Source organism: Pseudomonas chlororaphis subsp. aurantiaca, assembly GCF_013466605.1.
GTDB lineage: Bacteria > Pseudomonadota > Gammaproteobacteria > Pseudomonadales > Pseudomonadaceae > Aquipseudomonas > Aquipseudomonas chlororaphis_I.
Genome location: NZ_CP059162.1, coordinates 6,918,653 through 6,931,867 on the forward strand (window position 1 = coordinate 6,918,653; position 13,215 = coordinate 6,931,867).

The following is a 13,215-nucleotide window of genomic DNA, read 5'->3' on the forward strand; positions in this document are numbered from 1 at the left end:
AGCGCCAATCTTAAACCCCAAAAATCTTTCTATTAGAAAATCTTTAAATCTTCATAACCTAAGAGCGCCCCTCAGAGATCTTGCATAAAATTCTGGGCGAGTCCGAAAAACCAGTTGCCCAATAACGCTCCGAAAGCCTATAAATGAAAGCTCGCCCATTTGCCTCTTGCTGAAACCCAGGATGAATAAAGCGTTGCACCATGACATCAGGTGCATTATCCAGCAGCAAACGTTGAGAGCCTATGGTTTTGGTAAAAATCAAATTATTTATCAAGTAATACTGCAGATGTGCCTCACGATTGACATTATAATGCTCATCCCCATTGCTATCACGACGTTCAATATCCCCCACATAATGAATAAGAACTTTGCCATTCGAAGAAAAACCATTATATAACGACCCAAAGGCTCTGACCTGTTCACTGTCAGAACCTATTTTTAAGATCTCATAATTCGCAACGCAAGATAAATTTGCAACTATATTTCTCTCGCTAAAGACAGCCATATACCAAGGCATCAAAACCAAAAAAGCCATCAAAAAAATACTAGCGATCTTCTTCATGCTTCCCCCAGTCGAGCACTAGCATATAAGAAAAGCAATTGGTCTCTCGCTCATCGAGTCGTGAATCACAGATAAAATAATTAAAATTTCGCAGACCTACTGCACCATTAAGGTAGACTGCTCTGACTCGAAAATTCTTGCCAGGAATTTTAGGTGGAATTTTCCTCAAGTTCGCTATAGCTTGAGAAGCTCTTTCATCTCTTCCAACTAATGGCGCAGCCACATAATACTCCACATCATCTAATTTTTGGTAAAACTGATACTCCTCCTTTACTGCAATGCCCTCCACCCCAACAGAGCTAAATCTATAAAAAAAATACGCGATAGAAGCGTTGAAAATCAAAATAAAAATCACCCAAGCAAGAGCCCTGCGAGACGCTATTATCTTCACTAAACTCGACTCTTTTAAACAGCGAGGAGTTAATGGTTCACTTGTGCTCTCAGGAAGTGATGGTGCATCCTCGCGTTGGTTGAGGATAGCAGTAATAATCTTGTATCCCTCTCTAGGCACTGTAACTATAGCTTTACTTTCACCTTGATAGCAAAGTGCTTTGCGCAGATTAAGAATTGCCTGATTCAAACTTCCAGCAGCAACCGGACGCCCTGCCCAAGCATATTCTATCAGCTCTTCCCGACGTATGGTTCTACCAGGTGTGCGCAAAAATAAATCTAGCAATCTAGCTTCTGGCTGGCTTAGATAAGTTGGATAAGATTTCCCCTCATCGTTGAATACTTCAACCTTCCTAGACTCTAGAAGAAAAGTAGCCTTCCGATTTACACCAATCGTAAATACAACCATTTATGGGGGCGCCTAAAGTTAAGATTAGTAATCATTACAAAAAACACGACTAAAAAATAGAAAGCCATCAGAGTCTTAATAAAGCTGTATGTCCAACCGTGTTATCAAATTCAAAGCAAGCACAATAACCGTAACGACCTACTATCCAGTCTAGCCCATCATCACCATCATCACCATCATCACCATCATCACCAATGATGATTATGCAAAAACTAAAAATTTTGGATAAATTCGAAAGGTACCATGCAGTGCTACCCAGCCACCTTGCCCCAAACGCAACTCTCCGCGCCCTTTCCGAACTTAATGTAACCGAGAGAAGCTCATATGCGAGCCGAACCCCAAAGCCCCAATATCAATCGAGCTTTTAAAACCAGCCAACCCTACAACATCAAAATTATGCAAAAAAAACATAGCGTACTTATTGTAGATGATCATAAGTTTTTAATAACTGGTGTTTCACAGCTTCTTTCTGCGACATCACTATATGACGTCGTGGAAGAGCATGTCTGCGATGGCTTGCAAGTTTATTCCGTCTGCGGACGCATACAGCCGGACATAGTTGTTTTGGATCTTGGGCTACCTGGCATGGATGGTATAGATGTAATCCATCAGCTTAAGAGACGCTGGCCAAAAATAATTGTTATTGTACTAACGGCGGACACTACAGAGTACCGGGCTATCGAAGCGCGTAGGGCGGGAGCGTCGGGATATGTACTCAAGAAAAGCCCTCAACACATATTGCTTTCGGCACTTCAAAAAGCAGTAGTCGGTCAAGTTCTTATTGATCCATCTTTAAATCAATCTCAAGTCGAAGGAGCTGATCTCTTCCTCGCTGACTCTCGATCATTAACTACACGAGAGCGACAAACGCTCAAGCTTATTTCCGAAGGCAACCGCAACAGAGATATTTCCGAAAAACTCTATATCTCCATAAAAACTGTAGAGACGCATCGCCTAAATCTAATGCGAAAACTGAATGCGCACTGCGTAGCAGATCTCGTAAACTGGGCGACTCGTCTTGGATTATCATCTAATTAATGTACTCAATACAATATCGACTGCCCTGCCAGACTGAGTTCTTTACTAAGTAAATACACAGAGCGGACGAAGCCGTCGGCCGAGGAGAATGTAGTGAACCCCGAAAATTGGATGGCCAGTTTTGGGGTTCACTTCTTCAAGCCCCTTAGTTTATAATGAAAATGTTATGGTGATGTGGGGCCGATATATATGTGTCCATTTTTTATTGTATAATGAGCGAAGGCGTTATTTTCGTCCGGAATGGTAACATCAAAGGAAAATTCACCTTCCATAATCTTGGTGTCCATGTTGTGACGAAGCTTAACAGTCCCGCTAATAGCCGGGTAAATTAAGGTTTCCCCTTCGTTATTATATGCATCACTGAACCAGCAGGTTACGGGGCTTTCTGGGGCTGCCGGATTGTATTCTTGGTCATCGTTATGGTTGACTGAGTCAAGCTCTATCCAGATAATACTGGGCAGGGAGAATTCTGGAGTGAGTAGTCCTATGCCCCATGATAGCCTGAGATATCCTTCACCAAGCTCTTCATACTTTCCCCCCACAATCGAGGCGAGGAATTCTTTGTTATTGATAGTGGCTCGAACTTCATTTGTGGGTGATGAGTGCTGTTCAGGTGGGACATCTATAGCTAGAATTTTCTTTTGTTTGCCTTTGTTTGGATATGCTGACATATTTTTTCCTTCTGGTCATTGGTGAATCTCGCAAACAACTATAGGAGGGCTTGGGGTGTTGTCAAAAAAATGGGGCGCTCTGGTGTTGTAAGTATCCCTTGGTTGAAGTCTGCCTAGTGAGTTATGCTTTTGGGACTCAAGGCTGCTCTTAAGCGGAAATACCCATAAAATACGGGTACCTGTAATATCCCCAGTATGAGAATACTCATCGTCACGCCAGCTTTATTTTAGCGCGTGAACATTTCGTGCCGATGCCTTTTGAATCGCCCCTGGTTTCCTAGACACCTCCAAGCCTCATAATGAGGCCCAAATAGGAGGTGCCATGAGTCGTCAGTGTTGCCCCGAAGAGTTCAAGATCGAAGCGGTCAAGCAAGTGGCCGAGAAGGGGCAAGCCTATCGCTGATGTCGCCGAGCGTCTGGGGATATTCGTTCATAACCTTTACACCTGGATCAAGCTCTACAGCAAACCCCAAAACCAGCGTCAGCGAGACGATGACCAGCAAGCCGAATTGCGTGAGCTACGGGCTGAACTCAAGCGGGTGCGGCTTCTGTAACCAGAGGCGCGCTTATGCTGATGAGACACAGATGCCCTCAAAAGCTTATCGCAACCGGTGGTCCCTCCCAATTCCTTGATACGCCGGTCGACTTGAGCAAGGCCTCTGCTTTCACGCCTGTTCTTGCGAAGCTTTCTAGATCCCACTCAAAGAAACTGGAAAATACTAGGAACACCTTGCTTGCTACCACTGAAGTCAATCTTACAGTCGTGTAATTCATGGGGAGCTTCATCCTTGCGAGTTCGGAGATGGTCCACACCAAGGTCCTTAATCGGAAATGCCAGACTGACTCCTGATGAAGCTTGATCTGTTGATAAGTCAGGGGGAACCTCTGTTTACGCAGACTTTGGCCATGAGGCAACGAACTTGGGAGCAGCGTTTGCAGATTACGAATGTTCACCCTCTTCAGATCTTTCGTAACTCTGTACAGCTCATCCACGCCCGCTTCGATAAGTGCTGCATACGCAGCGTCTCGTAAGTCGGCAGTCTTCTCAACCGTGACCGCAACCTCCTTCGGTGCCCGGAGTTTTGCCATCAACCATGCGTTATCGTTTTCTGTAATCCACTGAGTAGGCTTATAGGCTTTCTTCCAGAGATACTCCACGTTAGCGTCAGAACGCAGCGCCAAAAGCATCTCAACTTTTTTGCGATATCTAGTCTTTTTATCAGGTTGCGGTTCCTCGCTCCTGGAAGGTCGAAGCGAAGTTGAAGCACTCAGCAGAATAGACTCTTTCTTCAGTGCTCCCTCGAAGTCATCAGCGCTCGCGAATAAATGCAGCGCGATAATCAAATGCCGCGCGAGTGGCATATTTAGCTGACCTTTATCTGATTTCAGCCTAATCCATTGCTCATGCTTCCCATTATTATAGGCTGGGTCAATCTGTGATAAAAGCTCATCGCCATAAGCACCTTGAATACTCCCAAAAAGTTTTGCGATACCTGCATTGTTTCCAAATATAAATCCGCGTTTCTTACACTGCCGCACATAGCAAGAACTCAATACAGCACTGCCAATTGGCGGAATATTTCGTTGCAGAATATCGTGTGCGAATAGCGCAATTTTTTTTTCAAGATTGGAGCCCTTGCGTGTCGTTGTAGCGTTGAGTGGGCTCCAACCGCATGCGCATGGCTCAGTCAGATTCGGAAGTAGCCTTAATTTTCGATAGAACGGGTGAGAGCACTTGGGGCAAGCATGGATTAGCGAGTCCCCGTGACGCCAGCAGACGGCAACACCAGGTATATGGTGCGATCGATGCCAGTAGGCATAACCCATATCAATCAGATCCTCCTGAACGCAGGTAGGGCAGAGCTTAGCCTTTCCATGGATGGACTCCTCTCGGCGGGGAATCCGGACTACCCCGTCAAAACTGAGCGGTCCTGCATTGTTCTCCGGTCCTTGTCTAACCCCCAGAAAAGGTCTGTATGCCGGAAAAGTCGTGTTGCTACTGATCAGCTCTCCGAGATTGGTCTCCGATTGACCCGGCAGCCTGTCGGCTAGCCCCTCGATCTGCTTAGGTACGATTCCGCCAATACAAAACGGTTTGGAGCCGAACAGATCGCGGTAAGTTTCTGCCGCGGTTCTATTGCCTGATAGGAAGTGATAGCGAGTGATACGAGAGTGCAGCATTTCATCCGGCATCGACACGGGGAAAAATAGTAGATCAGACATCATTTACCGACTAACAAAGTAGGGCTCGAAAAGGACGTGCATCCAGTGGTCAACATATATGTAACACATCAAATCCTGTACCGGGATCTGGATTTTTGAAAAATTTACACAACATGAGGCTCCGCTTAGCCGTGACACGTTGTGTATTTACCTAACCGTTATCGCAATAGTATTACCTAGATGCAAAACACGTATTGATAATGCGATGCGCGTCAATTCAGCGCTTGGTAATAACAAAATTTTGATTCAGGTGGTTGCCGCGTAAAAACATTATTTACCTAGGTGATTCGCCGCCTCCAAGCGGATGCCGCGGCTATTTCAGAGGGTGGAAATGTTTCATGTATTGGACCATCTGCCAAGAGATGGTGAGTGTGGGAGTGGACTTGCCCCTACAAAACCGGACACCAACTCCCCGTTAAATTGATGCTGGCGCCAAGCGCCTGAACTCCCTCGGTGAACGGTAATTCAAGGCGCTGTGCGGATGCTGCTCGTTGTAATGCTCGAAGGCAATTGCCAAGTTACGCAACGCCGTTTCTCGATCCGGCTTGGGCATGTGCGCCACGTAGTCACGCTTGATCGTCTTCACGAAGCTCTCGGCCATGCCGTTGCTCTGCGGGCTGCGCACCGGGGTGGTCACCGGCTGCAAGCCGATCTGTCGAGCAAACAGGCGTGTCTGTTCGGCGGTGTACGCCGAGCCGTTGTCGCTTAGCCATTGCACCGGCGTGACGGGCAGTTGATCACCAAAGCGCTTCTCCACGCTTTCCAGCATCAAGTCGCGGATATCATCGCCGCTGTACCCGGTCGGGCTCGCGACCCAGCCGATGGCCTCGCGATCACAGCAGTCCAGGGCGAAGGTCACGCTCAGTTTGGCCCCGTCCTCGCAGCGGAACTCAAAGCCGTCCGAGCACCAACGCGTATCGCTGGTTTTCACCGCAATACGGCCTTCGTGCCGACGCGGCACGCCGGGCTGTTTGAGTCGACGTTCCAACAGCAAGTTGTGATCACGCATGACCCGGTAAACTCGTTTCACGTTGATCGCCGGCAGCGACTGGGTTTCACGGGCGCGACGCAGCAATCCCCAGACACGACGGTAGCCATAGCTGGGAAGCTCGCTGACCTGTTGCTGGATTTCGACCACCAGCGCAGCATCGTCCACAGGCCTACTTCGCCGTACTTTGGGCGATACCGATTGCTTGATTCGAACCGTTAATTGCGAGCGCGCCACACCGAGACATTCGCTGACCAGCTTCACTGGTCGTCCCCCGGCAACAAGGGTGAGTGCGCAATCCATTTTCGCGACCGGGCGATCTCCACGGCCTCTTTGAGGATTTCGGCTTCCATCGTTTTCTTGCCCAGCATCCGTTGCAGTTCACGGATCTGCTTGAGCGCATCGCTCAGCTCGGAGGCAGGCACCACGGCTTCGCCAGCACTGACCGCCGACAGGCTGCCGTCCTGATACAGCTTGCGCCACAAGAACAGCTGATTGGCATTGATGCCGTTGCGCCGAGCGACGACCGACACACTTTGTCCTGGCTCAAGGCTCTCGCGAACCATGGCCAGCTTTTGCTCTGGGCTCCAGCGGCGCCGCCGCTCCTGGCCCAAAAGCTCCCCACTCTTATCGTTGCTGTTAGTCATAAACATAACCGTTTGCCTATCCCTTATCGTAAGGGGGAAACAGTGTCCTGTCTTTCATGGGGCTCGTTCAGGGAGTTTATGGTGATGCGTCATGATCGGCTGACTACATCGTGAGCCTAATGCTAGCTGCCCTGTAGAGCGAAGATCGTGTGACTAGCTTCCCCTCCGAGAGCAATTTGCGCCTCGCCCACCGCAAACGCCGATCGTGAAAGGCTTCGATTGACTCACAGACCTTGTCGAGTGCTGCTGCACAGAGAGGTAGCTTGGATATCTGCTTTTCAAAGCGGGACAGTACGTGAAGTTCCCGACCAATCCTGGTACGTGAAACTCGAACAGGTTTTCCGGGCAGTGCACGAAGTGCTTTGGCACACTGTCCGACTTCTCTGGCTAGCTTCACATCGAGGGCCGCGAACATGTCGACGCTATTCGTTCTAGGCGCACGGTGGACGCTTTGGCTCGCAGTGCATTTCGACAACCAACGCCTATCACGACGATACAACCAGGCATATCCCCGGCAGGAATGGGCCTTGTGATCGCGATAATCAACCTCGAAGGCCATTCGCCTTTCGCGAAGCTCCGTTAGAAACCTAGCCTCCCTCCAGGCCTCTGGCCCATCGGCCGTGTCGCGGATGCGACGATAGACGTACGCCAGGGAAACGCCTAGTACAGCTGCAATCTTTCTGGCATCGGCTCCCGCTAGAGCATTTTTCCACACAGCCGTCGATGAGCAGTCCAGGCCGTCGCTGGGAATCGCCGGTGAAACGCCCTTCGATATGTGAGTTTTCGGATCAGACGCCAACTCCGGCTCAAATAATCGCCCAACATGCAGCACGCTCTCCATGTCCACCCTAAGTGCGCTGGCCATTAGAATGTATTTGAGCGGGTGGTGAGAAGTGATTGGCTTGCGGAGCAGTTTAGTGACCCATGTGGCGGGTATACCCTTACGAGCTTCGCGGAGTACAGAAAACTCCCACGCACGCGGGAATGCTGCAAAAAAATTGGCCATGTGCTGTGCCAGCATTTGCAGATGCAAGCGATGGTTTCCAGATACAAGGTGGAGTTCCGTTGCCCCTTGTAGAAGCGCATAGCGCACCGCACATGCCGACAAAGCGCTGACCCCAGATTCGAGCACCTGAAGCGAGCGCAACGCTATGTCGTGGAGTGCTGGTATGCACAGCGATGGGATATCAAGCAGAACCGTGTGTGCTTGCACACTCTCGTCACCAGGCAGGTTGAGTTGTCGAGAGTTGCGACTGGACCAGCGATGATCCAGGATCCTGAGTAACATGCCGTGATGCGGACACACTAGCACGCCTGGAAGCATGTGAACCCTATGCCAGTAAGCGACTCCCCCTTGAACCTGATCTTGGGCAATGCACTCCGCGCAAAACCGCACTCTGGAGGCGAATCCAACACGACTCGCGTTGACACCCAGTTTCAGCATCAGCCCTCTACCATCACCGGTCATCGACGCTCGGGCGTGTTCTATCTGGCTCTCACTTAGGAAAGGCGCATAGTAGGGAAATAGCGTGTGGTGCGTGATAACCTCGGCTACCGATAGCTCGGTACCGCTGGGTAGCACCTCGACAAGATCCCCCAACCGACTTGGGAAGGCCACATTCTGCGAAAAGGCCGGCGCTGATCTCACGCCGGCGAAGGCTGCTTGACAGCTATGAACACCGCAAAGACGCGCATAACGAGAAATCACGCTGTGAAGCGTCTCGTCTGGGAATGCTGTGGGGAAGAAATGGAGTTTGAGGTCCACTTCACCACCTCCGACTCACTCTTTGCGATACATCAGTGAGAACTCAAATAGGTCGTTGTTCAGCCAACCTGCAGCCCGCAGAGCGTCGAGGGGAACATTGTGTTCACTCAGCGCTTTAGCCTCTGAGGTTTCCACTGCAACAGCAGCCGGTGCTTGGTGCTCTTTCGCGAAAACTGCTGGAGACGGGACTGCCGGCTTTTCACGCGGCACAACACTTCGAAGCAGAGAAAGGCGGTCCGCTCGTGCCAATCCGTCGAACACCATCATGTCGTTCAGTTGCTCCTCAATCGGCAGCAGATCGTCGAACTGTCGCATCCGCTTCGGATCTCGGCTGCGCAGAGCTGACAGGGCCGGCTTCAGGATCTGCATCTTGGAGTTGCTCACCTTCGCTATGATCTTGGCAGTCAAACACTCCGAGCTACTCTGAACTGCATACCGCTGACTCAACACCAACAGCTTGACGAGGAAATCTGTGACGCCTTGGGTGTGCTCGTACAGTGTGTCGAAAATCTCGTCGGTCAGATCCGCCGTCTGCTTGCACCACTGATAGCTCCAGAGATTTTCAACCAGCAGCCGCCACTCCTCGTCATCCTTCTCAAAGCGTTTGAATTCGAGCGTTCCGGCACCACAGACTCGGCGGGCAGTACGCATGACTTCTGAGAACAGGCTGATCATCGAGTTCGTGCCACTGAAAACGACCGGAATACCGATGTTGTTCACCAGGTGCAGAAAGAAATTCAGCATGCTCTCCTTGCCACCGGTTTTCGCCAGGTGGAGGTTTTGCAGCTCGTCGATCAACAAGGCGCCGATGAAAAACGTACTGGCCACCTGCTCCATCTGTTGTAGCGCATCGTTGATGTTCCGGTGCCTGTAGCGCTTGTGGTAGTCCTTGTCCCCCAAAGCGTCACCAACCGCATAAAAAAACTGCTGGCAGAACCCAGCCAGCGATCCATCCCGAGGGCAGTCGAGCTTGAGCCAAGTGATTTGGGTATGGACAAACTGTCTGCCCTCATAGCGCTCGTGACGAATCGTCTGTGGATAAAGGCTCAAGATGGCGTGGAGCGCCGTCGACTTCCCAATGCCGCTCAGGCCGACGACGGTGAACGTTTCTGCAGTGGACTTGAAGGCATCGTGGTAACGCTGAGCCCCCGATAAGGAATGTAGATGCCTAACAGTAGCGGGTGACGTCGGATTACGCCCAACATACCCACGGCGGATGAGCAGTGAGAACTGGGCCTCCAGTTCCAGGTGCAGCAAAAACGGCTGAACCACCGTTCTCAAACGGTCGATGCAGTGTATTCGGGTGGCCCCTTCGAGGATCAGCTCTTTCGGGTCCACCGGCTGAGGAAAATTCGAGATCAGCTCAATAGCCGCCCCTTCCGAAAGTATCGGGGGCAAAGCTTCGATCAGCGGATTCCCAGCGTACTCCCGAATATCCTGCTTGATGTAATTGGCAAACGTCTTCGCGCCTTTCATTGCGTCTGTCCTGGCCGAATTCTTTTGAGCAAATCGATAACCTGCGCAGTGCGCGGGCCGGCATATGAGTCATTTGCTTTCGGTTCCGGTTCAGATTCAACTGGAACAGGCTCCGCCCGGACACCATCAGGAACAACCGATTTTTCACGCTCCCGGAGCCGTTCTTCGGCGCGGTTTTCACGGATGTTCCCCGTGGCCTCGGCCTTGGTAGCCGGAGCAGGTTCCAGCTTCCGCTCTTCGAGTGCATTGCTGATGATCTGGTGGACCTGGTCGCTGAGCTGCACACGGCTTTCCAGCTCGGCGCGCCGGAGAGCAGGTGGTTTTTGGCGATAGGCTTCGAGCAGATCATAGATCTCGTCCGAGCGATAATTCGCGTAACTGGCATCCGACCGTCGAAGATCACAGCGGATGAACTGCTTGGTATCACCCTGTATCCAAATGTGCGCCGCGGAGTTCGGGTCGTACCAACACTCTATCGACCAGACCCCCCGTCTGCGAGCCTTGGCAAACCAGTCTTTCTCTACAGCCATTTCGCAGACATAGTGCATGCTGCGGAACATCACACCGCCCTTTTGAACCGTCGCGCGCTCCCGGGGCAACAGGTGGAGGTAAACCAGCTCGTCGGGGCGTTTGTTGGGTTCGATCAGTTCGTTCTCGGCCGCCCAAGTCCATATGCCGCTGGGCGTAGGCTCAACGCCATCATTCATCATCGCCTGAGTCAGCCGGTCAGGCTGCCGATGATGCCGGTTATAGTGGAGGACGCATTTGATGATGATCTGGGTGAACTCTTTCAGGTTGAGCGTGGCGTCGAGCCGGTAATCTCGCTCGCCTCGCTCTTTGTCGCGCGCAGCTACCCCGCCTGGTAGCCATCTGATTCCGGTTAGATCATTCAAAATGCCAAACCGACTCTCGACCATCGGCTTCCAATCTGGCCGGAAAGGTGGAGCAGTGCCCATCTCTATGCCCAAGCCTGACGAAAGCCCCTCTGCTGCTAGCGACAGCATCTCGCCCCTGTCGGCGTAAATCTGGTGGGGCAAGTGGTGACAATCCCAGTCCTCCGAGTTGATATCAACGCCATTCTGCGCGCAAAACTCGACTTTGGAGGTAAAAGCATTGAACAACGCCTGCCTGGCCCCATTCCAACTGGGGCCTTCCAACCCTACATAGAGGCCAACAATCATGCCGGAAAAACTATCAACGACGATATAAACTACAGGCCGACCTATGAGCATCCGCCTAGAGTAGCTGTTGACCAAATAAATGTCGGCAATGGTTGCGTCGATTTCGAACTGATGACAAGGCCCACGCAGCCAATCGCGAACTGTACCAGAAAGTGGACGACAGTCTTTAAGCCACTTCCTCAACCCTTTGCGTCCCCGCTCAGTCTCAACCTCATCGAAGAAAATTTGGCCCCAATACCTAAACTGCCTCAAGCTGGGCATCTCTAAACTAGGGAGCAGGCGAAGTTCCTCTACGCTTTTCTTAGAGATGTCTCGAACCGAATAAAATCTCCTCAGCATTTCATCGTAAGCACTGGAAATGGAGGACTTTGAATCATTTACGTAAAGGGCATACCCCACTCGAATGCATCGCTTATCAATCGCGTTGAGCATCTTGGAAGGTGGAATAAGTACACCCTGAAACTTCGGCTTTCGCCCTGGGGGCCTGCTCGGGTCATATTTCCTATTAGCAACACCCACCGACGAATAGTTATTAAGCAATGCGTTGCGAACTTGGCCATAAACCCAATAACGGTAAAGAAGCCGATAAATGGTTTTCCGCTGAATCCCCAGCTCTGACGCTCTCCTGCCCACCAACCGGCCCAGCTCACCCCGAACAAAAAGTTGCCCTGGATAGTCAGGATCTAACAGAGGGGCGATGATGGCCCACTTTTCGTCTCGGCCTGTCTTCGCTTTCTCATCCAGCTGGTCCTCAAGCACAAGCATGAATTCTGGCGTGGCGATGGTTACGGGCTTCGTGTCACCCGACGCCAATGAACGACGAAGTTCCTCAAGACCAACAGCGTACGGCCGCCGAGGAGGGTCAGCTAGATCTATTACAAATGCCACATCATGCTTTTCATCGATGTAAATAATTCTGACTATCGCAGTGATGACCGACAAATCGGTAACCGGCTCAAAAACGCCATTTAGGAAAACACTCATGACTTCCTCTCCTGCAAAGATGCTTGGAGTGGCATCTGGAAAACTTCAAAATCCGGAACTAGCGAAGTGAGGAAGAGAGGAGCACTCACTAAGTCAATCTTAAGCACCTTGTTCCAGACTAGATAGAAAAATACTCTTTGAGCATCGATATAGGACATGGATAAATGGGACGCGATTTTCCTTAAACATGTGGCCAAGGTCCACTGGTAATCCTTGCTACCTTCCAAGCACTCAATGAAATTCACATGCAGTGGTATCCTCATTAAATCACGAGGTAGCCTGGCGTATTTTCTGAGCATTCCAAGATTTTTTATCAAATCCGGAGTAAAAAACTCCTCTGTAACGATGTTCCAATCAACACCTTGGCTTTGCCAAAAGCGTCTTTCAACCTCAAGTTTTTCAAGCGTGCGCTTGCATCCTTTACCCACCAAATCAGAACGATACTTAACCGTTCTAGCGACCGATTTAAAGTTTCCGTTTAACTCTCTAACAGTCAAGAGGAAGTCTGTTGTCATCACATACGGCAACGTGGTTTTAGGGTATCTCGGATAACGTACACCTATCGAGTTTGCAATCGCTTGCGCGCGCTCTGTGGGGAGCAAGGGGTATTGCTCGCGGATATCCACGACGTCTTCAGAAAATTCGCACACAAGGAAATAAGACCGCTCGAGATCTGACAGAAGGTGGTGGATCCGCTCGACCGTCACCCCTTGGATCTTGTGTGAACGTCCTATCGACGGGACATCCTGTACCCGCAGCCAAGGCACGTAACTCGCTCCGGCACCTCCGCCAAATCCATTTGCAATGTGCCGTTCAATGTCCTGCTGTGATGCAAATCTGCGACCTCGCAACCCACGCCTCCTCAGTCCACGCGAACCGCT

10 protein-coding genes and 1 pseudogene are annotated in these 13,215 nt (G+C 50.7%); 2 read left to right on the forward strand and 9 right to left on the reverse strand.

Annotated features, from left to right (window positions below):
* Positions 1–58 precede the first annotated feature (58 nt).
* Both H0I86_RS31765 and H0I86_RS31770 read right to left on the reverse strand, forming a co-directional pair.
* A complete protein-coding gene (locus H0I86_RS31765) occupies positions 59–562 on the reverse strand; it encodes a hypothetical protein (protein ID WP_180923396.1) in 504 nt (167 codons plus the stop codon).
* Positions 546–1,361: a winged helix-turn-helix domain-containing protein gene (locus H0I86_RS31770; RefSeq protein ID WP_180923397.1), complete on the reverse strand. Its 816-nt coding sequence runs from the start codon at positions 1,359–1,361 to the stop codon at positions 546–548. The genes H0I86_RS31765 and H0I86_RS31770 overlap by 17 nt, the downstream gene beginning before the upstream one ends.
* Positions 1,362–1,685: 324 nt before the next feature.
* Between H0I86_RS31770 and H0I86_RS31775 the strand changes: the two genes are divergently transcribed.
* Positions 1,686–2,399, forward strand: coding sequence for a two component system response regulator (locus H0I86_RS31775; protein ID WP_219637310.1), 714 nt, complete (start codon positions 1,686–1,688; stop codon positions 2,397–2,399).
* Positions 2,400–2,563: 164 nt separating this feature from the next.
* On the opposite strand, the gene H0I86_RS31780 is transcribed toward H0I86_RS31775, so the two are convergent.
* The gene (locus H0I86_RS31780; protein ID WP_180923398.1) at positions 2,564–3,070 is read right to left on the reverse strand and encodes a hypothetical protein; all 507 of its coding nucleotides are present in this window, start codon (positions 3,068–3,070) and stop codon (positions 2,564–2,566) included.
* 322 nt (positions 3,071–3,392) lie between these two features.
* Here H0I86_RS31780 and H0I86_RS31785 point away from each other — a divergent pair.
* Positions 3,393–3,612 (forward strand): annotated as a pseudogene (locus H0I86_RS31785) (transposase); the annotation flags it as partial.
* A 49-nt stretch (positions 3,613–3,661) separates the two neighbouring features.
* Here H0I86_RS31785 and H0I86_RS31790 read toward each other — a convergent pair.
* From H0I86_RS31790 to H0I86_RS31815, 6 genes are all read right to left on the reverse strand, one after another.
* Positions 3,662–5,296: a TniQ family protein gene (locus H0I86_RS31790; protein ID WP_180923399.1), complete on the reverse strand. Its 1,635-nt coding sequence runs from the start codon at positions 5,294–5,296 to the stop codon at positions 3,662–3,664.
* Positions 5,297–5,708: 412 nt separating this feature from the next.
* Positions 5,709–6,928 (reverse strand): IS3 family transposase gene (locus H0I86_RS31795; protein ID WP_373369362.1). Its coding sequence is split into 2 segments (ribosomal slippage): positions 5,709–6,583 and positions 6,583–6,928, totalling 1,221 coding nucleotides; the frame shifts between segments, so codons are not numbered across the junction.
* Positions 6,929–7,031: 103 nt separating this feature from the next.
* On the reverse strand, positions 7,032–8,693 hold the full coding sequence (locus tag H0I86_RS31800) for a TnsD family Tn7-like transposition protein (protein WP_180923400.1): 1,662 nt from the start codon (positions 8,691–8,693) through the stop codon (positions 7,032–7,034).
* A 15-nt stretch (positions 8,694–8,708) separates the two neighbouring features.
* A complete protein-coding gene (locus H0I86_RS31805; RefSeq protein ID WP_180923401.1) occupies positions 8,709–10,169 on the reverse strand; it encodes an ATP-binding protein in 1,461 nt (486 codons plus the stop codon).
* Positions 10,166–12,334, reverse strand: coding sequence for a TnsB C-terminal domain-containing protein (locus tag H0I86_RS31810; RefSeq protein ID WP_180923402.1), 2,169 nt, complete (start codon positions 12,332–12,334; stop codon positions 10,166–10,168). The genes H0I86_RS31805 and H0I86_RS31810 overlap by 4 nt, the downstream gene beginning before the upstream one ends.
* A complete protein-coding gene (locus H0I86_RS31815) occupies positions 12,331–13,185 on the reverse strand; it encodes a TnsA endonuclease N-terminal domain-containing protein (RefSeq protein WP_180923403.1) in 855 nt (284 codons plus the stop codon). The genes H0I86_RS31810 and H0I86_RS31815 overlap by 4 nt, the downstream gene beginning before the upstream one ends.
* Positions 13,186–13,215 lie beyond the last annotated feature (30 nt).